Origin of the sequence: Caballeronia sp. EK, from assembly GCF_014384845.1 — a bacterium.
In the GTDB taxonomy this organism is placed as follows: Bacteria; Pseudomonadota; Gammaproteobacteria; order Burkholderiales; family Burkholderiaceae; genus Caballeronia; species Caballeronia jiangsuensis.
This window is the reverse complement of record NZ_JACSUE010000002.1, coordinates 678520-700776: the sequence shown is the minus strand read 5'-3', so window position 1 is coordinate 700776 and position 22257 is coordinate 678520. Positions and strand designations below refer to the sequence as shown.

Here is a 22257-nt window from a genome sequence, read left to right as displayed (position 1 = left end):
GGCGGTGTGGCGGAACCATCCATCCTGATCCAGCGCGATGGCGATATCTCGACGGTCGTGATCGACCGGCCCGAGAAGCTCAACGCGATGACCAAGCCCTTGTGGCGCGCGCTCGGCGAGACCATCGAGAGCCTTTCCAGCGACGATACGGTGCGCTGCATCGTATTGCGTGGCGCGGGCGAGAAAGCGTTTTCGCCGGGCAACGACATCGGCGAATTCCGCACGGATCGAGCGAATGTCGAACAGGCGCGCGAGTACGGCGCGATCATGCATCGCACTTTGAATGCGTTGCGCCAGTGCAGGCATCCGATCGTCGCGATGATTCATGGCATCTGCGTCGGTGGCGGCCTCGAGATCGCGGCGATGTGCGATTTGCGCATTTGCGGCGAGTCGAGCCGCTTCGGCGTGCCCATCAAGAACCTCGGTCTCGTGATGGCGCATGCGGAAATGGAAGGGCTCGTGCGTCTCGTGGGCCCCGCCGTCGCGCTCGAAATTCTTCTCGAAGGACGCATTTTCGATGCGAAGGAAGCGCTCGCCAAAGGACTCGTCGCGCGCGTCGTCGCGGATGGGGAAGTGACCGCGCACGCGTATGAAACCGCGCGGCGCATCGCGGACGGCGCGCCGCTCGTCGCGCGTTGGCACAAGCAGTTCGTGCGCCGCGTGATGGACCCCGCGCCACTCACCGACCAAGAGCGCGACGAAGGCTTCGCGTGCTTCGGGACCGAGGATTTCCGGACCGGCTATCAGGCCTTCCTCGACAAGATCAAACCGCAATTCAAGGGACGTTGACATGGCAGACACGAAACCGGCGGCCGCACCCGGCGCGGGGCCGCTTGCAGGCATGCGCGTGATCGAGCTTGCACACATTATGTCGGGACCGATCTGCGGGATGATGCTCGCGGACATGGGCGCCAATGTCATCAAGGTCGAAAAAATTCCAAACGGCGATGATTGCCGGCGTTTCGCGCCGATTCTCCCGAGCGGCGAATCCGCGTCGTTTCTGATCGTGAACCGCAACAAGCGCGGCATCGCCCTCAATCTGAAAACGGACGGCGGCAAGGACGTGCTCAGGAAGATGCTCGCGAGCGCGGATGTGGTGACGGAGAACTACCGGCGCGGCACGATGGAAAAGCTGGGCATGGGCTACGACACGCTCAAGTCGGTGAACCCCGGCCTCATTTACTGCGCGATTTCGGGTTACGGCCGCAGCGGACCGATGGCCGACAAGGGCGGCTTCGACCTCATCGCGCAGGGCATGAGCGGCCTGATGAGCATGACCGGCGAGCCGGGACAGGCGCCGATCAAGGCAGGCTCGCCTGTCACCGACATCAACGCGGGCATTCTGGCGGCGCTCGGCATCAGCGCGGCCTATGCCAGAAAGCAGACGACGGGCCTCGGCCAAATGGTCGATACGTCGCTCTTCGAAGCCGGCCTGCAACAGATGTACTGGGCCTTCGCCAACTACTTCGCGGACGGCACGGTGTTGCCGAAAGCGGGCTCCGCCAATCCGACGAGCGCGCCGTATCAGGCGTTTCGCACGCGCGACGGCTGGATCAACATCGGCGCGGCGAACCAGCGCAACTACGAACGGCTCGTCGGCGTGTTGAACATTCCCGGCCTCGCCGAAGACGAGCGTTTTCACACCAATGCGGGCCGCCTGACGCATCGTGAGGCGCTCGTCGAGATCCTGAGCGCGCGCCTCGTCGAGCGGACCACCGGCGAGTGGCTCGGCACTTTCGATGAAATCGGCCTGCCGAGCGGCGCGGTGCTCGGTGTGCCGGAGGCGTCGTCGCACGAGCAGGCAATCGCGCGCGGGATGATCGTCGAGACCGAACATCCGCTCGCAGGTCCGATGCGCGGCCTCGGTTTGCCGATCCATTTCTCCGAGGGATCGACGCAGGCTTCGCGTCCTGCGCCGCTTCTCGGGCAGCACACCGCCGAGGTGCTCAACGAATACGGCTTCGACGATGCGCGCATTCAGGCGCTCAAGGATGAAGGCGCGATCCTCGAAGCGGGAGTTCCGGCATGACGTCGACTTCAGACGTACCGGTTTTTTGCATTCGACATGCAATATTCAGCGCTATGATCGATGCCTGATCCCGTTTCATCGACACGACCCGCCATGACCCTCGCACCGCCACCCGCCGCCCGCGTGGGCGACTCGCTCGCATCCGTCGCCACGCCTTCCCTGATAATCGATCTCGATGCCTTCGACGCCAATCTCGCGGCCATGTCGGCGTTCGCCGCACGGCATGGCGTCGCGTTGCGTCCGCATGCAAAGGCGCACAAGTCCAGCGAGATCGCCAAGCGTCAGATCGAAGCGGGCGCGGTCGGTGTGTGCTGTCAGAAGTTGTCGGAGGCCTATCCGTTAGCGGCGGCCGGCATCGCGAGCATTCATGTGAGCAACGAGTTCGTCGGCGCGGACAAGCTGGAAATGGCGGTCGAGTTGGCCTCGCATGTGCGCCTCTCGGTTTGCGTGGATGCGTTGCCGCAAGTGCATGCGCTCGGCGACGCGGCAGAGCGTGCGGGCGTGACGATCGATGTGCTGCCTGAAGTCGATGCAGGGCAACGTCGCTGCGGCGTGACGAGCGAGGACGCGCTGCTCGCACTCGTCGACGGCATCGCATCGCAGAGCGCGTTGCGCTTCGCGGGTATTCAGGCATATCACGGCGGTATACAACATGTCGCGGACTGGGCCGCGCGCAAGAACGAAGCAAACCGCGCCGCCGACGTTGCCGCACGCTACGTGCAGGCGCTCGATGCACGCGGCGTGCGTTGCGGCATCGTGACGGGCGGCGGCACCGGCACTGTCGAGTTCGATGCCGCGAGCGGCGTCTTCACCGAACTGCAACCGGGCTCATATCTTTTCATGGACGGCGATTACGGCAGCATTGGCTGGGGTGGCGAATCAGGCTGGCGTCACAGCCTGTTCGTACTGTCGACCGTCATGAGCGCGACGCGGCCCGGCATGGCCGTGTGCGATGTCGGCCTCAAAGGGCTCGCAGTGGATTCAGGCTTGCCGCGCAGCGTGCACTGGCTCGATGCGAAGGGCGCGCCGGCGCTGACCTATATCTCCGCTAACGACGAACACGGCATGCTGCAAGCACAGCACGAGTCAGATGGCGACTTCGCGGGACTGGTGGGCAAACGCATTCTGTTGCCGCCCGGACATTGCGATCCGACCGTGAATCTCTATGACGAGTACGTGTGCCATCGCAATGGCCGCGTGACGGAAATATGGCCGATCGATGCGCGGGGTCTTTCACGCTAGGCCGATGACTCCTTGAGCGGATAGATCGTCGCGATCAACGCATCGAGATCCGCGACGATCAGGCCGACGACAAACTGCGCCACTTCCTGCGCGCCATGCGTCGCCTCCTGCTTCGCGAGCATGCTCTTGAGTTCGATCACGGCGGAGCGTGCGCGCGCGAGTTTCGTATCGTCCTGACGATTCGATGCAAGCACGCTTGCGAGCGTCTCGAACAACGATTGCAATTCGCGGCCCGTTGCGCCGAGCCGCGCCGCGCAGGTCTCGCGATCGAGACGCGACACCGCCTTCGCGAGAAAGATCGCATCGCTATGCAGACGCCGCAGAAAAGGCGCGGCCTTGTCGATGGCATCCGAGCGGCGATTCTGCACGAGCACGATGATGTGCTCGCGCTCGGCTTCCTTCAACGCATCGTCGAACGCTTTTTGCGCGTCCGTGCTTTGCTTTTCGAGGCGCGTCGCGCGCGCTTCGTCCTGTTCGCCCGATAGATACAGCCCGATCAACTGACCGATGCTCTTCAAGGTATCGGCGACGCTGGCATGTGCCGACGTGAGCGCGCGATTCGGCCAGAGCGCCGCCACGACGAACGACGATGCCGCGCCGATCAGAATCTCCAGTACGCGATGCATGGGCCGTTCGAAAGGCGAGCCTGGTCCTGCCGGAATCAGTACGACGATCACGAGCGTCACGCACGCAAGCCTGAACGCGGGACGTTTGGCGCTCAACGCGGCCAGCGGCAGGAGCGCGACGGAGAAGACCGCGAGCGGCGGCGCACCGCGTTCCATCGCGACGATACCGAGCACGCCCGTCACCGCACCGATGAACGCGCCGATGATCTGATCGCGAGCGGTATCGACGGCTTGCGTGAGGCTCGGTTGCGTCACGATGACGAGCGTCGTGATGAGCGCCCAATAGCCTTCCGGAAGCGCCGCGAGCCGCGCGGCGGCGTAGCTGATCGCGCAACTCATCAGCGTACGAAGGAGGCGTCTGGCTTCCGGTGCGCCGAAGAAGGCGCGCACGCGTCGTCGCGTGCGAGTGATCGCTGTCATGCGGTTTCGTTCGGTGATGAGGCGGAATGATCGGCGAAGACGCGACCCGTGCGCGTGCTCGTGCTGCATTATGCCAATGCGCACGGCGCGAAATGAAAGATGTGAGGGATGAAAAGAAACAAGGCGGCACGCATGCTCCATGTTGCCGAGCATGCTGCCGCTCTTGTGCCGCGACGTACCGAAGTCTCGACGAAGCGTCAGGGTGTGTCGTCAGGTGAGCATCGGCACCGCTTCGATCAGCGCAAGCCCGAGTAGCGCCCCGATGGCTGCGCTGATGAGCTTCGGATGCCAGCGATCCAGATGCAGCGCCGTGAGCAGCGCGCCGATCAGGATGACGCCGAGCAAAGCGAAAACGACGACAAGATAGCCGATTTCAAACTCGTTATTGATAAGCACGACGCTGGCCTCCCGCCGGCTGGAACCGGCTGACTTGCGCATTGCGCCGCGCCGCGGCCCCATGTCGATCCGCCCGCGCGACAACTTAATTATATGTCACGTTGTGACGTATTTAAAGTTGCGTGACCGGCGTCCGCATGGCGAACTCATCGGGCGGGCCCGGCGTTCAGCGGAAGTTTCGACGCACGTGCGCTGTCCGCCGTCATCTTCGCTCCGCCGGGCTTGTAGCCGTTCGACATCAGCAGGAAGGCCATGATGTCGGCATAGTCCTGATCTTTCATCTTGCCGGGACGATCCGCGGGCATGTTGGTCGTCATGTAAGTGAAAATGCCGCCGACAGTCAGGTGCGAATTCGACGGCGGCGCGAATGCAGGACCTTGCAACGCGGGCGCGGTCACGCCCTGGAGTTGCGCGCCGTGGCACTTCGCGCACGAACTCGAATAAAGCGTCTTGCCGTGCGTGGTTTGCGCCTGTTCGAACGACGGCGGCTCGACGCCACCCTCATTCGCGACCTTGATGAAGCGGCCTGCGCGCGTTGCGTTGGCATCCGCGAGCATGATGCCCACATGCGCGGACGATGCGTTCGACGGCTTGTCGAGATAACGTGTTGCCGACGCTGTTTGCGAAGGCAAGGCCCATTGTTTCGTCAGCGCCTGCAAGCGGCCATCGTTGGTCATCGACGTGAGCGCATCGTCGATGCGCGTGCGCAATGCGGCGGTCCTTTCGCCGAACGCGAAGGTCAGTTGCCAGTCCGCATACGGTGAGTCGGCGGTTGCGACCGTGAAGCTGCGCTCGGGATGCGCCACGCGATACGCGACGACCGCGGGATACCATACGATCGCGCGTTGCGCGCGTCCGTTCGCCACCGCTTCCACCGTCGATGCCGACGTGTTCTCCAGATCGAGCGTCACGTCGTGCTGTTGCACGGCGATCAGTTGTGCCGGGCTCGCATAGGTCGCGGCGATCGTGCGCTTCGCGGCGTCCTTCAGATCCGCGCCGGGCGCTTCGATGCTGACATAGCCTGCGCGCAGATAGCCGCGCGAGAATTGCATCTTGCCGCCGGATGCATCGGCGACGGTGGAACGTGGAAAGCCCGCAATCACGTCGCAATCGCGCGCGAGTGTCTTGTCGAGTTCCGTGAGCGACACGCCGTCGTCGTCGCCTTCCCCGATGCCGTTTGAAACGATCGTCGCCGCGATGTTGGCGCGGGCGAAGACTGCCTGCGCGACGCTGCGATCCAGCGCCGCCGACGGGCTGCCGGGAAACGTGCAGATCTTCACCGCGGCATCGGAGGCCGATGGCGCGAGCGCGATGCATGCGGCCAGCATGCCCGCCGCGCGAATGGAGTTGAGAGGATGGTTCATGTCGATGCGTCCGGTGATGACAGTGAGCACCGCAAGCGCGCGATGACGCGAGCTCGCGGTCCGATCAGACTGGGTCAGGTGCGATTCAGCGCGAACACATAGAGCGTGCCGCCGCGCGGGACCTTGTCCGCGGCTTTCGCCATCGGTCCGCCCCAGATCGGATTCGCGCCGCCATAGCCCGCGAGAATGGCGACGTATTCCTTGCCATCGATCTCATACACCGAAGGCTGCGCGATGATGCCGCTCGCGAGCTTGGGGCTTTGCCACAAGACCTTGCCGGTCTTTTCATCGAACGCATAGAGATGGCCATCGAGCGAGCCGCTGAATGCGAGACCGCCCGCCGTCGTCGCGACGCCGCCGTTCCAGGGCAGCTTGCTCCAGTGACTCCAGACCTTCTTGCCGGTATCCACATCGATGGCCTGCAGTTCACCATAACCCTTGCTGTTCGGCTCGGGCTTGATCTCGAAGCCTTCGCCGAGATAAGGCAGACCTTCCATGTAATTCACCGACTTGCCCGACAAGGACATGCACGCATGCAGGGCCGGCACGATCGCGAGATGCGTTTGCGGATCGTATGACACGGACCACCAGTTCTTGCCGCCCAGGAAGCTCGGACATGTTTCGATGGTCGTGCCCGTCTTCGGATACTTGGCTGCATCCTGAATCGGCTTGCCATCGTCCGTATAACCCGTGACCGATGTCGCGGTGACGAAAGGCCGCGCATAGATCAGCTTGCCGTTGCTGCGATCGATCGCATGAAAAAAGCCGTTGCGGTCAGCATGAATGATCGCGTCGTAGTCCTTGCCCTGATACTTGATGTTCGCAAGCACGGGCGTGTTCACGCCGTCATAGTCCCACGTGTCATGGGCCGTGTATTGATAGTGCCACTTGAGGTCGCCCGTCTTCGGATCGAGCGCGAGCAGGGAATCGGAATAGAGATTGTCGCCGGGACGAAGATCGGCGAGCCACGGTCCCGGATTGCCGACGCCCCAATAAAGCGTCTTGCTCGCCGCGTCGTATGTGCCGGTGAGCCATGCGGGCGCGCCGCCATGTTCCTGCATGCCGTCCGGCCATGTATTGCCGCCGGGTTCCTTCGCGCCAGGCACCGTGTAGCGCTTCCACAGCACCTTGCCGTCATTGGGATCGAGTGCCGCGATGAAGCCGCGCGCGCCATATTCGCCGCCCGAGCTGCCGACGACGAGTGCGCCATCGAGTGCAAGCGGTGCAAGCGAGAACGCATAGCCGACGCCCGGATCGAACATCGCCTTCTTCCACACGAGCGCGCCTGTTTGCGCATCGAGCGCCGCTACTTCGCCGCTCAACATCGCGACATAGACGTTCTTTCCATATAACGCGACGCCGCGATTGACCACATCGCAACATGCGGTCTTGAACGATCTCGCATCGAGATTCGGCTCGTATTTCCAGAGCTGTTTGCCCGTCGCGGCATCGAATGCATAGACGTTGTCCTTGGGCGTCGTCACGAAAAGAAAGCGCCCGTTGACGATGGGCGTCGCTTCGAAGCCCTGCTGCAAGTCTTTCGGAAACTTGTAGCTCCATACCTGCTTCAGGTTCTTCACATTGCTGGTGTCGATCTGCTTGAGCGGCGAATGCCCGTGACCGTTATATGTGCGGTAGTACGTGAGCCAGCCTGGATCTTCCTGCGCACTCGCGAGACGCTCATAGCTGACATCCGGATACTGCGTCGGCGTGGTGCTCGCCGCGATGGCCTGATGCTGCGCTACGCTGAATGCGGCAGCGGCGCCTGCTGCAATGGCCGCGATGCGCATTGCCGGACTGAAGCGAATCTTCATCGTTGTCTCCTGGGTATTGTCGATGCAACTTCTTTTTGAATCTCGATAGCGATGCGAAACGGTTGCGGCATCTTCAAGGCAAGTCATATGCCATTGACCATTCACGCACGCGAGTGCCTTGCTGCATGCGGATCTCATGCACGAGCACTGCGCGCGAGGACGCATGTGGTGTTGATGCGGGGGTGTTGCATCGTGGAGCAGTGGGACGTTTGACGTGTTGCCCGATGTGACAATGCGAGTTCAGTCGAGCCAGCCGAGACGTCGCGCTTCATCGATGAAGCGATATACGTCGACTGCGAGCCCCTCCATGCCGAAGCGCACTTCAAGCTCGCCGATGATGTCGTCGAGTTCGCGCGTGCCATCGCAGCGCACGAGTATTTCGCCGGCGCTGCGATTGAGTTCGACGCTGCCGCTCGGATGCACGATTTCACACGTGCTCATGTCCGCATGCCAATGCAGCTTCAGAGGCGCACGCAAACGCGGGCGCGTGGGTGCGCCCGCATGCGCGGTCGTTGGATTCATGTGGGACGGAAAAAGAAGGGCAGGCCCGGGTGCGATGCAACCCGGGCTTGCATCATCGAAGCATCAGCGTGTGGCGATATACATCGTGATCTCGAAGCCGAAGCGAAGATCGGTGAAGGCAGGTGTCGTCCATTGCATGTTCATCTCCTTGGGTGATGTTCGAGTTGGATCGCGAAGCGTTCGCAATCGGACGTCGAAAATGCAAGCTCTATGCCTTCGATGAAAAGACAGTGCATGTGCACGCTTCTGCCTTTCAGTTCAATTTCGAAGATGCGTGGCCGATGTGCCGCGCTGTGCCTCTTCGTGACAGGGGTGTATCGAAGTGGAACACCGCATGGAACAACTCATTGCTCCATCGGTGAACAAGCGGGCATCTTGCGATAGATCGTGTTGCGCGAAACGCCGAGCGCGCGCGCGGCGGCGGATACGTTGCCACGATGGCGCGCGAGCGCCGCTGCGATCACGGATGCTGTGACTTCCTGTAGCCGTCCCGAAGCGAGCGCCGATGAAGGGTACGCTTCAGACATGGTTTGTACATTGCCGAGGGGCTCTTCGAAGAAGTCTTCCGGAAGATGTTCCCGACGAATGCAGCCATCGTCGTCCACCATCGCGGCCGCGGTGCGCAGCAGATTGCATAGTTGCCGGAAGTTGCCGGGCCAAGCGTAACGCTCGAAGAGCGTCATCACTTCATCGTCGATGGACAGGCGCATGCCGCACGCTTCGTCGGCGCTCACGGCCTGCAGCATCTTCGTGATCACGGTCGCGAGGTCGGTGCGCTCGCGCAATGGCGGCAGCTTGACGACGAGTCCATTCAAGCGGTAGTACAAGTCTTCGCGAAAGCTGTTCTGCTCGATCATCTCTCGTAAATTGCGGTGCGTCGCGCAGATGATGGCAACATCGACCGGTATCGACTTGCTGGAACCGAGTGGATCGACGACGCGCTCCTGCAGCACGCGCAGCAGGCGCACTTGCAATGGATAGGGCATGTCGCCGATTTCGTCGAGAAACAGCGTGCCGCCATTCGCCTGCAGCAGCTTGCCGGCCGCGCCCTTGCGTCGTGCGCCGGTGAACGCGCCTTCCTCATAACCGAAGAGCTCCGACTCGATCAGGTTCTCCGGAATCGATGCGCAGTTCACCGCGACGAATGGCCCCGCGCGACGCGGTGAATCGCTGTGAATCGCCTGCGCGAGCAACTCCTTGCCGGTGCCCGTTTCGCCGGTGACGAGTATCGGTATGTCCTTGCCGATGACCTTGCGTACCTTGCCGATCACCGCGGCCACTCTGGGATCGCCCGTATCTAGTGACGCAAGTTTTGATGACGCATCGATCGCAACGGAAGCGCGCGGCGCGGGTTTGATCGCGACGGGCGTGGACGCCATGCCGGCGATCGGAGCGCGGTTCAGGCGCACGCGCGCGCACACGACGGCGCCGTTGTTCAGGTCGAGCGGAATATGGGGCGCGCGGCTCGCCTGCGAACGATCGATCAGTTGCGCGCTCGTCAGTCCGAAGAGCGATGAAAGCGTATGCGCGCGCAACGCCGAGAGCGGCAGGCCGAACTGAAACTGCGCACTGCGATTGGCGGAGAGAAAGCGGCCATCGCAGGTGAAGGCCATGATGCCCTCCATCAGCGTGCCGAGAAACTCGGGGCGGCTATGGAACGCGATCTGCAGCATGCCCTGAAAAGTGCTGGAAAACAGATGGTTTTCGATCATCTGTACCGACATGCGGGCGAGCGCCATCGTGTGGCGATGGTAGCTTCGATGATCGCCGGTGACATCCAGCACGCCGATCAGATCGCCATAAGGATCGAGGATCGGCACGCTGGAGCACGTGAGAAAGCGATTGGCCGCGAGATAGTGCTGATCGCCATGCACGACGGTCGGTGAGCATTCAGCGATCGCCGTGCCGATCGCATTGGTGCCTTGTCGTTCCTCGGCCCAGTTCGCGCCGGCTATAAGCGCGACCTTCTCGGCGCGTGCCAGGAAGTCGTCGTCGCCGGTGGAATGGAGAATAAGGCCTTGAGCGTCGGTCAACACGATCATGCTCTGCGTGTTGACGATTTGTTCACGCAGGGTTTCCATCACCGGTGTCGCGTGTGCGCATAGCACACGGTTCTGCTCGAGCTTGAGCAGCAAGTCGCCATCGGTGAGCACGTCGTAATCGGGACGAGTCGATGCGTTCAGGCCGAATGTCTCCGACCGCTCGTGCGCCTTGCGGATCGACGGGATCAGCCAGCCGCTCTCTCGTTCATCGGGGGTCGCCGCGATCTCGCGGACATCGTCTTGCATCATCTCCTCCTTGTGCAAGTTCCGGTCGTATCGCCGGTTGCGTGAGCGCGGATAAAAGCAAGTCCTGAGCCAAAGACCGCGAGCGGCGTTTGTGTTGGCGAAACGAAAGGATGTGAGATGTCGTCGCGACGCCGACAGTGCCGTGCCTCGTGTGTTGGCGCGCATCTGACTTGCTGCGCCGATGGTTGATGTGTTTTGCATGCCGCAAGCCCACGGCATAAGGCGCGGCAGGCTTTGAAGGCATATGCCCGAGCGTTGGCATACACAATGCAAAAGACTGAAGCGAGCGCCTCCACGCTCGATTCGATTCTAATGAACTCCCGCTTACGCACCGCAAGGAGAAACGCCATGGCGAACCTGAAGCTCGACGATCTGCAACATGCCCAGAAACTGTCCTCTGCCGAGATGTCCCGGATCATCGGAGGCGACAAGAAGGAGCCAGCCGGCAGGCCGACTCATATCGACGCTCAAAGCGGCGTGCTGACATTCAAGGACGGATCACAGTGGACGATGGACCTCGACGGCAAGCTGCATCCGCTGTGATGCGGGAGCTTCGCTCCTGCCAGTGAGACGACCGGACGTGCCTCGCGGCCCGTCCGGCCTTTTGCCTTTCGCCTTATGTCGTTTGCATGCGGAATTACAGACCGGTTCTGCCCGCGGTGAGTATGAGCCGCAGGCCGAGCATGGCGATCACGCTCGCGGCGATGCGATCGATCCACTTCCTCGCGCGCAGATACATCTCGCGCGGACGCTTGCTGGAGAAACCCAGCGCGACGACGGTGTACCAGCCCGTCTCGATCGCGAAGACCATCGGCGGCAGCACGAAGTAGCACCACAGCGGAGGATGTTGCGGCAGAAGCGCCGCGAAGATGCTGCCGTACCAGATGGCGGTCTTCGGATTGCTCAGTTGCGTCGTGAGGCCGAGCCAGAACGATTTGCGCGCGCTCGTCGTGAGCGTCGGCGCGTCGTCTTGCGTCGGCATCTGCATGGGCTTCGCGGCGCCGCGCCAGATCTTCGACGCGATGTAGATCAGATAAAGGCCGCCCGCGATCTTGAGCGCGATGTAGAGCCACTCGACGGCGACGAGCAGCGTATAGAGTCCCGCTAGAGCGATGCCGCCAAAGAAGATGCCGCCGACGCCCATGCCGAGCGCGGTCGCGAGACCATCGGCGCGCGATATGCCGATCGAGTTGCGGGCCACGATCACGAAACTCGGGCCGGGAATCATCGCGCCCAAAAGCAGCGAGAACAGAATCGCGAATACGGCGGTGGATGCGGTCATCGGATTGTCTCCTTTTGTTCTGAATTCGCTCGAATGTGGTTTGCATGCGGCATACATAACGCACGATTGCATCCACGATGCATCATACGCGCGACAATGCGGAGCCTCGCGCTACGGCTCGCCGCCCGCGACGCTGTCTTCGTGGATCGCGCGATTGCGTCCGGTGCGTTTGGCGAGATAAAGCGCGGAGTCGGCACTGTTGAGCAGCTTGAGCGCGTCCGCGATCTGACGCGGCGAGGCGGTTGCGATGCCGATGCTGATCGTCAGCACGCCCTTGGGCGCGGCGCTGTTGGCGATGTCGAGTTGTTCGACTCTCTCACGAAGACGCTCGGCGAACGTGAGTGCGCCGCTCGCTTCGGCGCCCGGCAGCACGACTACGAATTCCTCGCCGCCATAGCGCGCGACGATATCGCCGGGCCGCTTCGCGGAATTCTGTATGCAATCGGCCACCGCGACGAGCGCATCGTCCCCCATCGCGTGACCGTAGGTGTCGTTATAGAGCTTGAAGTAGTCGACGTCGACGAACAAAGCGGATAACGGTTGATCGGCGCGGCGGGCACGTCGCCATTCTTCGTCGAGCCGGCGATCCAGCGCGCGGCGGTTGCACAGGCCGGTGAGCGAATCGGTACCTGCGAGCCGTTGCAGCTTCTCTTGCGCGATCGCCCGCGATCGCAGTGAGATTGCGAGCAGCCAGGAGATGACGACAAAGCCTCCGCCGAACATCATGGTCAATCCGCCGATGACGATGCTGCGCTCGCGCCAGGCCGCGAGCACTTCATCCTCGGCGGGCGCGACCGCCGCGATAAGCTGGGTGCCCGGCACATGCTGGAATGTATAAAGCCGCCGCACGCCGTCGATCGGCGATCGCGAGAGATACGAGCCGGACGGCGCGTCCCGCATCGCAGCGAAGGTTGGCGATCTGGCGACGTATCCGGCTACGTCAGAGGGCAATGCGGGCTTGCGGGCGATCATCACGCCGTCCTGCTGCACGATGAACACCGAGCCCGACTTGCCGACGCTCACGCGCGAAAGCAGGTTGTTGAAATAGGCGACGTTCAACGCGATCACGGCGACGCCTGCGAACGAGCCATCCGGTGCGTCGATGCGCCTGCTCAGCGCGAGCGAAGCCGTGCCTTTGCGCAGCCGGGATATGTACGGTCCGGAAATGAAGAGGCCGGCGTCGGGATGCTCGGCGTGAACCTTGAAGTAGTCACGATCGTCGAAGAGCAGGTCGGCATGCTCTGAAGGTTTTCGTTCGACGACGATACGTCCTTCGCGATTCATCACGAATGCGCCGCCGACGAAGTTCGTGCCGGTGGCGCCGTCGAAGAGGACGAGCTTGCGCAGATCGGGAGGCAGTGCCATCACGGCGGGATTTTGCGTGCCGCTGACGATGGTGCGCAGCGACAGATCGCTCGATTCGACATTGCGTGCGATATCGGCGCTCAACGTGGCGACGAGGTTGGCCGCTGCCTGATGCGCGTTTTGCAGCGCCTGCGCGCGTCCCTGCCATAGCGCGGCAAACGACAACACGGCCATGGAAATGGCGATAGCGGTGCCGATGAGTCCGGCGAGCGCCGGAAAGCGCGAAAACGAATCGGCGAAGCGCATCGCGGCAGTGCTGTTGCGTCGCATCAGCCGGCGACTGACCATGCGTCCGGTCTTGCGAACCGCATTCAATCTGGCGGGCATTCAGGTTCTCCGCGTGACGCCATTTCCGCACGACCCGGCACGACATCGTGTGCGGCGCGATCACGCCTTGCGTCGGAAAGCTCCCTGTTTGAGGGGCTTATTCGCATATGATGCGCATCTGATGAATAGCCCTGCGCGTGTTCGCACACCGATTGTAGTCGTTCCGACCGCATTGGTTTCGCACGGGCGTCCGGGAATCGGGTGACCGTGCCTGCGATAGTAGACGAAGTTGTCTACTTCGTTGCATTCGAAAGATCCAAAGGACAGCCTATTTCACGAGGTGCAGCCGCTTCGTGATGATCGTGCCGTCCTTGCGATCGATGAGCCACGCAGCGTCGACCCTTCCATTCAATGTCGATGTCCTGCGCGTGATGTCGGTGGGTTCTTCGTCGGTGGGCGCGCTGTGCTCGACATCATCGGTCAGATAGGGTGGCGCGAGCGAGCAGATGAGCACGATCGCGAAGTCGCCGCTGCCATGCTCGTGATCGAAACTCGGGAGCATGATCCGACCATTGACGGTCGTCTTGATGCCGTTTTCCGGTTTCAACTGAATGACGTCGAAGTTCTGGACGAATCCTTTTGCCTTGGCCTCGGGCGCGACGACGAGCTTACGGCCGCTTTGTCCCTTCACCGTCTGCTTGAGCAGAATCGCGTCGGGACTTTCGGGCGCAGCCAGCGAGACGTTCACCGAAAGCACTTTCTTCTTCGACAGGTAGCGCACCCCGTACGAAACCGGAATGACGAACGTGAACGTGCGATCGGCCTGCTCGCGAGTTTGACTCGCGCCCGTAGCCGCGGAGGCGCCTTGCTCCGTTTTTCGAAATGGACGCGACAGAAATGCCCGGACGCGGTTCGTGATCGAGACCGGTTGTCCGGGAGCAGGGTGACCCGCGAGCGCGTCGCGGACGTGCTCGGGATCGTCGCCAGCGAAGTCCGGCGGAAGCGCATCGGCGGACATGATGCCGTGCGCCGAGGCACCGCTCGCGGCTTCGACAGCGCTCGCCGTATGGCCAGCGCGCGGCGCGGCCGCGAAAGCGCATATCGGTCCGAACGACAACGCGCAGGTCATGCACAGCGCTGCGCCATGTCCACGTTTCAATAAAAGCACCTGCCGCTCCTGGCGCATAGGGCCGGTCATGATGAAGTGGTTATCTTAAAGCGAAGCGCGCGCATCGGCATGTTGCATGCGTGATATTGAATTCATTCATGCGCGCACGATCATGACCGAGGAATCACACCACGCGTCGTCGTCGCGCGCAGGAAATCGAAATCGACGCCCTTGTCCGCTTGCGTCACCGTGTCGTAAAACAGCTTTTGATAACCGCGATCCGCGCTCGGCACGCTAACCGGCGATGCGCTCGCACGCGCGGCGAGTTCTTCGTCGCTGATGAGCAGACTGATCTCGCGCTTCGATACGCTCAGGCGAATGCGGTCGCCGCTTCGAACGTGCGCGAGCGGTCCGCCCACCGCAGATTCAGGCGTCACATGCAGAACGATGGTGCCGAATGCGGTGCCGCTCATGCGCCCATCGGATATGCGCACGATATCCTTCACGCCCTTCACGGCGAGCTTGCGCGGAATCGGTATATAGCCGGCTTCCGGCATGCCCGGCGCGCCTTTGGGGCCGATGTTCTTCAGCACGAGGATATCGTCGGGGGTGACGTCGAGATCGTCGGAATCGATGCGCGCCGCGAGATCCGCGCCATTCTCGAACACGACCGCGCGGCCTTCGTGCTCCATCAACTCGGCATTCGCCGCGGATTGCTTGATGATCGCGCCACCCGGCGCGAGATTGCCTTCGAGCACCGCGATGCCGCCTTGCGGATAGATCGGCTTGTCGAAGGCACGCACGACGTCCTGCTCGAATGCCGGACCCGCCGCTTCGATTTCTTCCCCGAGCGTGCGCCCGGTTACCGTCAATGTATTCAGATTCAGAAGCGGTTTCAACTCGCGCAAAAGCGTGGCCATGCCCCCGGCCTTGTGAAAGTCCTCCATGTAATGCGACCCTGACGGCTTCAGATCGACGAGCACAGGCGTCTCGCGTCCCATGCGATCGAGTGCCTTCAGATCGACGTCATAGCCCATGCGTCCGGCGATCGCGGTGAGATGCACGATGCCGTTCGTCGAGCCGCCGATCGCGAGCAGCACGCGCATCGCGTTTTCGAATGCCTCGTTCGTGAGGATCTTGTCGATGGTGAGGTTATCGCGCGCCATCTGCACCGCTTGCGTGCCCGTGAGTTCGGCGATGCGCATGCGATCCGATGTGACCGCCGGCGGCGATGCACCGCCGGGCATGGTCATGCCGAGCGCTTCGGCGATACACGCCATCGTGCTCGCCGTGCCCATCACGGAACAGGTGCCCACGCTCGCGACGAGCTGATTGTTTACGGCCGCGATTTCCGCTTCGTCGATTTCTTCCGCACGAAAACGGCCCCAGTAGCGGCGGCAATCGGTGCATGCGCCGACGCGCTCACCGCGATGCGCGCCCGTGAGCATCGAGCCCGTGATGAGTTGAATCGCGGGAATGCCGGCCGATGCCGCGCCCATCAGCTGCGCGGGCACGGTCTTGTCGCATCCGCCGATCAGCACGACCGCGTCCATCGGCTGGGCGCGAATCATCTCTTCCGTGTCGATCGACATCAGATTGCGCAAGTACATGCTCGTCGGTTGCGAGAACGATTCGGCGATCGATATCGTCGGAAAATCCATCGGCAAGCCGCCAGCCAGCAACACGCCGCGCTTTATAGCTTCGATCAGTTGCGGTGCATTGCCGTGACACGGGTTATACGCGCTGCCCGTGTTGACGATGCCGATCACCGGGCGATCGAGCGCGCTATCTGTATAACCCGCGCCCTTGATGAACGCTTTGCGCAGGAACAGCGAGAAGCCGTTGTCTCCATAGCTCGTCAGCGATTTGCGCAGACCCTTCGGTTGCGCGGGTTCTTCGCTGGCTTTTTTCTTGAACGTGTCGGTCATGGTCGCACTACCGTTTGATGAGCGTTGAATGTATCCGCGCTTCGATTATCGCGGCTTTACGCGGGCTTTGATTGCGTGTGGCGCTTCCTTCAAACCATAGAAATATTTGTTTCCGGAAGCAACCGGCGCTGATGGTTCATCGCGTTTTCAATGCCGTCCGATAGACTCGGCGGCAGCAAGAAACGCCTGCACGAGGCGCAGTCGCGCGGACGATCGTCCCCACAGCAAACCGACGAGACGCCTGGGCGCGGCATGCGGCAACGTCCACTTCTTCAAGGATAGTCCGCCCGATTCGTGCGATGCCCAATCCGGTATCAGCGATACGCCAAGCCCGCGATCGACCAGCGTCGCAATGGCGGCGAGGCCATCCAGCTCGCAACGTTGATGTGGCTTGATGCCATGTTGCCGCAGATAAGCATCCGCAAGCTGTCCGCCGACGACATTGCGGTCATAACGCACGAACGGCTCTGTTTGCAGCGTGGCATGCACATCGGTAACGTGCATCGAAGCGGGCGTCAGAAGAACCAGCGCTTCCTTTCTGAACGTATGCCATTCGCAACTCTTCGGGAGATTGAAAAGCGGTTGGGCGATCACGGCGGCGTCGAGATCGCCGCTCGTCACTTTGCGATAGAGGTCGAGCGATGTGCCCGGCTCCAGATAAAAGTCCATCTGCGGATGACGATTCAGCAGCACCGCGAGCGCATCGGGGATGAGGCCCGCCATCATCGTCGCCATGCCGCCGAGACGCAATTGACCGCCCAGTTGTTCCGTATTGTCGATGTCCGCGCGCAGGTCGCGGATATCGTGCAGCACGGCTCGCGCACGCGCCAGAATGCGCTCGCCAGCCTCCGTCGCACCGACCGTGCGGCCCGAGCGGCGCACGAGTGTCGTGCCGAGTTCGGCTTCCAGCATCTTCACCCGTTGAGCGACGGCGGCCGGCGTGAGATCGAGTCTGCGCGCCGCTTCGGCAATGGAGCCGAGCTCGACGACGAACACGAAACTCTGCAGATAGCGCGAGTCCATCGATAAAAATATTTGGGTTTGAAGAAGCCAAAGGATACTTCCTCTTGCGCATGCGTGCCATCAAACTGATTGCAATCGCAATGACTTAAAAATCACGGAGACGAAGTTATGCCCATCATCGAATCGATTACGGTTTGCGCGGCCGTAGTGCCGCTCGATCGCGTCACGTCGTTTTCCACTCGCACTGTTTCGACGCGCCACTATGGTCTTGTCAAGGTCCGCTCGACGGATGGCGTCGAAGGCATCGGCTTTTGCTATATCGGCAGCGCGGCGGGCGAGTTGCTGACGGTGGCCGTCGAGCAATTGCTGGCGCCGGTGTTGATCGGCAAGGACTCGTACGCGGTCGAAGGGCTGTGGCAGGCGATGTACGACGAAGCGCTTCTGCAAGGTCGCGCCGGCACCGTAATGCGCGCGCTGAGCATTCTCGATATCGCGCTTTGGGATTTGAACGCGCGCACGCACGAACTGGCGCTGCACAAGTATCTCGGCGCACATCAACTCGACACGGTGCCCGCTTATGCGAGCGGCGGTTATTACCTGGAAGGCAAGACGCCGGAGAAACTCGGCGAGGAAATGGCGAGCTATGTCGAGAAGGGTTTTCGCGCGGTGAAGATGAAGGGCGGCAGACTCTCGCCGCAGGAAGAGGAACGTCGCGTGAAGGCCGCGCGCGAAGCAGTGGGGCCGGACGTCGAACTCATGATCGACATGAACAACGGCTGGACCGATGTCACGCAGGCGCTGCAACACGTGAGGCGCTTCGAGCAATACGATCCGTACTTCATCGAAGAGCCTTTCTCGCCCGACGATGTCGACAATCATGCGCGTCTCGCCAAAGCGACGCGCATTCCGATCGCGACGGGCGAGATCGGCTATGGCCGCTGGTATCACAAGGAACTGCTCGACAAGGGCGCGGCCGCGATTCTGCAAACGGATGCGGCCGTGTGCGGCGGCATTACCGAATGGCGCAAGATCGCGGCGACGGCTGCGAGCCATGGCGTCGTGATGTGCCCGCACTGGTTCCACGATCTGCATGCGCCGCTCGTCGCCGCGACGCCGAATGCGCGCTATGTCGAATTCTTCTGGGACGATCAGGTGCTGAACTTCCGCAGGCTGATCGACCGGCAGTTATCGCATAGCAATGGCCGCGTGAAGCTGCACGATGCGCCTGGTCTCGGCTTCTCGTTCGACGAGAAAGAAGTCGCGAAGTATGGCCGATGGAAGCGCATCGCCTGAGATCAACCGTCGATCGTCTCGTGAACGCCTTGCTCGCCGCGCTTCCAGTAAGCGGAAGCACGAATGCGCTTCTTGTCGACGCCGCGTTCATCGCATAGCAGCTTGCGGACCGCGCGCATCAGCGTGGCTTCGCCCGCGGCCCACACATAGCCTTCGCCATCGGGCACATAGGTTTCGCGCAAGGCGAGCAGCAGCGCGCCGCCGGGATGCTCGCTCTCGTTGCGATAGCGCCATTGCGCGTAGAGGTCCGCGCGCGTATTGAATTCGATGCGCGCGGACTGATCGGCGACTTCGATCAGCGTCGCGACGCGCGTGCCTTCGGGCAGTTCTTCCAGACGCCGCGCGATGGCTGGCAGCGCGGTTTCATCGCCGATCATCAGATGCCAGTCGAACTGCGTCGGAATCACGAACGACCCACGCGGTCCGCCGATGCCGAGATACTGACCCGGCGCGGCTTGCGCGGCCCATGCCGTCGCGGGGCCGGCTTCGTGCAGCGCGAATTCGATATCGAGCTCGCGCGCTTCACGGTCGAAGCGGCGTGGCGTGAAATCGCGCGCAATCGGACGCGGCTTTGAAGGATCGAACGTGGGACCGTCGGGACCGGCTTGCGGGAGCGCGGGCATCGCCTCGCCGGGCTGCGGGAAGAACAGCTTTACGTGATCGTCGAAAGAGGCGCTGACGAAATCTTCGAGCGAGTCGCCCGTGAAGGTCATGCGCACGAGATACGGATTGAGCGCCTCTACGCGCGTGACTTGCACCAGGCGAAACTTGAGCGGGTGGCGTACGCGCGTGACTTCGAGATCGGGCCGGTCTTGCAGAATGGAATCTGTCATCGTGTATGGCTCCTGCTTACGCCTGCTTCGGCGCGGGGTTCTGTTCGATTTCGGCCGTCGCGCGCGCAAGGATCGCGGCGATGCGGCGTTGCTCGTCCTGCGATGCGTCGGTGCGCAAGAGAAGCGCTTTCTTCAGCGCACGGCGCGCGGCGATCAGTTCGGGCGCCCAGCCGCTGTCGGCGGCGGTGTCATCGACTTCCTCGCCCATATAGGCGCGGCGCACGAGATCCATTTTGCGTGCGAAATGCGTGAGCTTCGCGAGCATGATGTCCACGCGTTCGCGGTTCGATGCGAGATAGTCGCGGCCCGCATCCGAGAGCGCATAGCGCTTGCGATTGCCTTCCAGTTCGACGGTCGCATAGCCCAGCTCTTCCAGATACGTGAGCGCCGGATAGACCATGCCGGGGCTCGGCGCGTAAAAACCGTTCGAGCGGTCTTCCAGCGCCTTGATGAGTTCATAACCGTGACGCGGCGCTTCGGCGAGCATCGCGAGCAGCAGCAGTTGCAGATCGTCGGACGAGAACTTGCGGCCGCGCGGCATGCCGTCTTCACCGCCGAATCCACCCATGCCGCCCATTCCACCCGGACCGCCGCCGAAGCGGCCGCCGCCACCATGCCGATGACGGCCGATCATGCCCCAGCGTTCGAAGATCGAGCGCTCGGCCCACTCGGGGGCGTCGAAGGGAAATGCAGATCCGAATGCGCGGAAACCGGCTTCACGCGCGCGTTGAAAGCAACGGGATTTCATAGGAACACTCCAGATATGTCGTAAAACATATCTAAAGATATATATCGTAAGAGCGTCTGTCAAGCACGATTCGCAGACTGCGAGACACCGGCGATCGGACAGTGAATGCCGCCGTGCGTCGGCGCGTGCATTTTGAACACCGCATACAATCACGCGAATTGTCCTTTGCATCCATAAAACCATGAGCCACTTTCGTCCTGTAAGGCTGGAGCACGCCAGCCGTCTCATCAACCACGGTCCGACCGTCCTCGTCACCAGCGCGCATGGCGGACGCCGCAACGTGATGGCCGCCGCCTGGTCGATGCCGGTGGAGTTCACGCCGCCGCGTATCGCCGTCGTGATCGACAAGCACACCTATACGCGCGAGCTGGCCGCAGCGAGCGGCACGTTCGGCCTCATCGTGCCGGGCGCGGCGATGATCGATCTCGCTTACGCGGTCGGCACGACGAGCGGGCGCGAGATCGACAAGTTCGAAGCCTTCGGCATCGAGACGGTCGAAGGGCCGGTGCTCGGCCTGCCGCTCATCGAGACGAACTGCGCGGCGTGGCTCGAATGCAAGCTCATCGACGAGAAGCACACGGAAGACGCCTACGACACCTGTTTCGCGGAAGTCGTCGCGGCGGCAGCCGACGAGCGTGTGTTCGCCGATGGTCACTGGTTCATCGACGAGTCGAATCAGCCGCTGCACACGATTCACCATCTGGGTGCGGGCAAGTTCGTGCGCGCATCGTCGATGGAACAAGCGAAGCCGCTCACGCGCTGACGTTCATTCCGCTCCGGCCCGCACACAAGGGCTAAAGATTTCCCGTTTCCCCGTCGATAAAGAGACGTCGACCGCGAAAGACCGAAAGGCTATTCGCGGCGGCGCTTTTTGAGCACGCGATCCGTCATTCGAATTCGGACGCGGGCGATAGATGGGCGAGGACAGGTCCCATAAGGTCTTCTGCGGCGCGCCACCACACGGCGCGCGGCAGAGCGACCGCACCGGCGACCGCTCGCACCGTCAGGGGAATGGGGTGAGGTATGAAACAGCGTTTTTCGGTTGTGCGGTTCCTGGTTTATCTGGTCGGCTTCACGAGTCTCCTGATGCTGAGACTCTTCGTTTCGCCGGACGGTCAGCGCGGCATCCTCGCGTTCGTCGCGTGCGTGGCGGCGATCGCGGCGGGATACATGGTGTATTACGTGTCGTCGGAAGGCTATCTGCGCAATCTGATGAGCGGCGTCGTGGTCTATCTCGCGCTCGCGGCCGTGGTGGCCGCATGTCCGCCGTTCGTGCTCGCGCTGGCGTTCTGGTCGGTCACGGGGCTCCTTAAGCAGCGGCGCGCGCTACTCGTTCACGCGATGTCGAGCATCGTGCTCTTCGTTCTGATTTTCCCGATGCCGCTCGCGCAACGTATCGGCATGCCCGAACTGGCGGGCGCGCCCGCGGGCATCGCCTATATGGGATTCGCGCTTGCGTGGTCCGCATGGGCGTCGCGCAGCCCGCTGAAACTCGGTCTCTTCAAGTTAGCGACGATGCTGCTCGCGGTGCCGCTCATCGCGTCGTTCGTCGCACTCGTGGGCGGCGGCATGTTCAGCCGCCCGGAGCGGCGCGTGCGCAACTCGCTGATGCGCGCGCGCAAGGCGATGACCCTGGCGTTGCCCGCGCCCGAGACCGCCGTGCCGCGAGAGGCCGTTGTCGAATTGAGCTGATTTCGCGCGCGCGGGCGAGGGTGACGTCATCGATCTCCCTGTGATAAAAACGTGCCACGGCGGCTTGCAGGCACACG

Annotated in this window: 21 protein-coding genes; 7 read left to right on the top strand and 14 right to left on the bottom strand. The window is 62.3% G+C overall.

Features of this window, described 5'->3' with window-relative positions:
• Positions 1 to 6 precede the first annotated feature (6 nt).
• The 3 genes from IAG25_RS07655 (at position 7) to IAG25_RS07645 (ending at position 3271) form a co-directional block, all read left to right on the top strand.
• Entirely contained in the window at positions 7 to 789 is a 783-nt protein-coding gene (locus tag IAG25_RS07655; RefSeq protein WP_187604307.1) for an enoyl-CoA hydratase/isomerase family protein, read from the top strand.
• Between the two features lies 1 nt (position 790).
• Positions 791 to 2029 carry a CaiB/BaiF CoA transferase family protein gene (locus IAG25_RS07650; RefSeq protein ID WP_255503576.1) on the top strand — a complete coding sequence of 413 codons (1239 nt, stop codon included), beginning with the start codon at positions 791 to 793 and terminating at the stop codon, positions 2027 to 2029.
• 93 nt (positions 2030 to 2122) lie between these two features.
• Positions 2123 to 3271, top strand: a complete 1149-nt coding sequence (locus tag IAG25_RS07645; protein WP_187604306.1) for a DSD1 family PLP-dependent enzyme — start codon at positions 2123 to 2125, stop codon at positions 3269 to 3271.
• Here the strand turns inward: IAG25_RS07645 and IAG25_RS07640 are convergent.
• The 7 genes from IAG25_RS07640 to IAG25_RS07610 form a co-directional block, all read right to left on the bottom strand.
• A complete protein-coding gene (locus tag IAG25_RS07640) occupies positions 3268 to 4317 on the bottom strand; it encodes an FUSC family protein (RefSeq protein ID WP_187604305.1) in 1050 nt (349 codons plus the stop codon). The genes IAG25_RS07645 and IAG25_RS07640 overlap by 4 nt on opposite strands.
• Positions 4318 to 4527: 210 nt before the next feature.
• Entirely contained in the window at positions 4528 to 4713 is a 186-nt protein-coding gene (locus IAG25_RS07635; protein ID WP_035505719.1) for a hypothetical protein, read from the bottom strand.
• Positions 4714 to 4859: 146 nt separating this feature from the next.
• On the bottom strand, positions 4860 to 6077 hold the full coding sequence (locus IAG25_RS07630; RefSeq protein ID WP_187604304.1) for a c-type cytochrome: 1218 nt from the start codon (positions 6075 to 6077) through the stop codon (positions 4860 to 4862).
• 74 nt (positions 6078 to 6151) lie between these two features.
• Positions 6152 to 7891 (bottom strand): methanol/ethanol family PQQ-dependent dehydrogenase, encoded by a 1740-nt coding sequence (locus IAG25_RS07625; RefSeq protein ID WP_187604303.1) that lies wholly within the window; start codon positions 7889 to 7891, stop codon positions 6152 to 6154.
• A gap of 240 nt (positions 7892 to 8131) precedes the next feature.
• Positions 8132 to 8413, bottom strand: coding sequence for a pyrroloquinoline quinone biosynthesis peptide chaperone PqqD (pqqD, locus tag IAG25_RS07620; protein ID WP_187604302.1), 282 nt, complete (start codon positions 8411 to 8413; stop codon positions 8132 to 8134).
• 63 nt (positions 8414 to 8476) lie between these two features.
• Positions 8477 to 8551: a pyrroloquinoline quinone precursor peptide PqqA gene (gene pqqA / locus IAG25_RS07615; protein ID WP_008347847.1), complete on the bottom strand. Its 75-nt coding sequence runs from the start codon at positions 8549 to 8551 to the stop codon at positions 8477 to 8479.
• A gap of 206 nt (positions 8552 to 8757) precedes the next feature.
• Positions 8758 to 10701, bottom strand: coding sequence for a sigma-54-dependent Fis family transcriptional regulator (locus IAG25_RS07610; RefSeq protein WP_187604512.1), 1944 nt, complete (start codon positions 10699 to 10701; stop codon positions 8758 to 8760).
• A gap of 348 nt (positions 10702 to 11049) precedes the next feature.
• On the opposite strand from IAG25_RS07610, the gene IAG25_RS07605 reads away from it, so the two are divergent.
• Complete coding sequence (locus tag IAG25_RS07605) at positions 11050 to 11244, top strand: hypothetical protein (protein ID WP_187604301.1); 195 nt, start codon at positions 11050 to 11052, stop codon at positions 11242 to 11244.
• A gap of 94 nt (positions 11245 to 11338) precedes the next feature.
• Here the strand turns inward: IAG25_RS07605 and IAG25_RS07600 are convergent, their stop codons facing one another.
• The 5 genes from IAG25_RS07600 to IAG25_RS07580 form a co-directional block, all read right to left on the bottom strand.
• Positions 11339 to 11983: a LysE family translocator gene (locus IAG25_RS07600; protein ID WP_187604300.1), complete on the bottom strand. Its 645-nt coding sequence runs from the start codon at positions 11981 to 11983 to the stop codon at positions 11339 to 11341.
• A gap of 111 nt (positions 11984 to 12094) precedes the next feature.
• Entirely contained in the window at positions 12095 to 13618 is a 1524-nt protein-coding gene (locus tag IAG25_RS07595) for a GGDEF domain-containing protein (protein WP_187604511.1), read from the bottom strand.
• A 325-nt stretch (positions 13619 to 13943) separates the two neighbouring features.
• The gene (locus IAG25_RS07590; RefSeq protein ID WP_187604299.1) at positions 13944 to 14783 is read right to left on the bottom strand and encodes a hypothetical protein; all 840 of its coding nucleotides are present in this window, start codon (positions 14781 to 14783) and stop codon (positions 13944 to 13946) included.
• 110 nt (positions 14784 to 14893) lie between these two features.
• On the bottom strand, positions 14894 to 16651 hold the full coding sequence (locus IAG25_RS07585) for an IlvD/Edd family dehydratase (RefSeq protein ID WP_187604298.1): 1758 nt from the start codon (positions 16649 to 16651) through the stop codon (positions 14894 to 14896).
• Positions 16652 to 16798: 147 nt separating this feature from the next.
• Positions 16799 to 17674: a LysR family transcriptional regulator gene (locus tag IAG25_RS07580; RefSeq protein ID WP_187604297.1), complete on the bottom strand. Its 876-nt coding sequence runs from the start codon at positions 17672 to 17674 to the stop codon at positions 16799 to 16801.
• A 108-nt stretch (positions 17675 to 17782) separates the two neighbouring features.
• On the opposite strand from IAG25_RS07580, the gene IAG25_RS07575 reads away from it, so the two are divergent.
• Entirely contained in the window at positions 17783 to 18907 is a 1125-nt protein-coding gene (locus tag IAG25_RS07575; protein ID WP_187604296.1) for a mandelate racemase/muconate lactonizing enzyme family protein, read from the top strand.
• A gap of 2 nt (positions 18908 to 18909) precedes the next feature.
• Here the strand turns inward: IAG25_RS07575 and IAG25_RS07570 are convergent, their stop codons facing one another.
• Positions 18910 to 19740 (bottom strand): siderophore-interacting protein, encoded by an 831-nt coding sequence (locus tag IAG25_RS07570; protein WP_187604295.1) that lies wholly within the window; start codon positions 19738 to 19740, stop codon positions 18910 to 18912.
• Positions 19741 to 19756: 16 nt separating this feature from the next.
• Entirely contained in the window at positions 19757 to 20488 is a 732-nt protein-coding gene (locus tag IAG25_RS07565) for a PadR family transcriptional regulator (RefSeq protein ID WP_375336503.1), read from the bottom strand.
• 181 nt (positions 20489 to 20669) lie between these two features.
• On the opposite strand from IAG25_RS07565, the gene IAG25_RS07560 reads away from it, so the two are divergent.
• Together IAG25_RS07560 and IAG25_RS07555 are read left to right on the top strand one after the other, a co-directional pair.
• The gene (locus IAG25_RS07560) at positions 20670 to 21251 is read left to right on the top strand and encodes a flavin reductase family protein (protein ID WP_187604294.1); all 582 of its coding nucleotides are present in this window, start codon (positions 20670 to 20672) and stop codon (positions 21249 to 21251) included.
• Between the two features lie 260 nt (positions 21252 to 21511).
• Positions 21512 to 22180 carry a hypothetical protein gene (locus tag IAG25_RS07555; RefSeq protein ID WP_187604293.1) on the top strand — a complete coding sequence of 223 codons (669 nt, stop codon included), beginning with the start codon at positions 21512 to 21514 and terminating at the stop codon, positions 22178 to 22180.
• Positions 22181 to 22257: the final 77 nt, after the last annotated feature.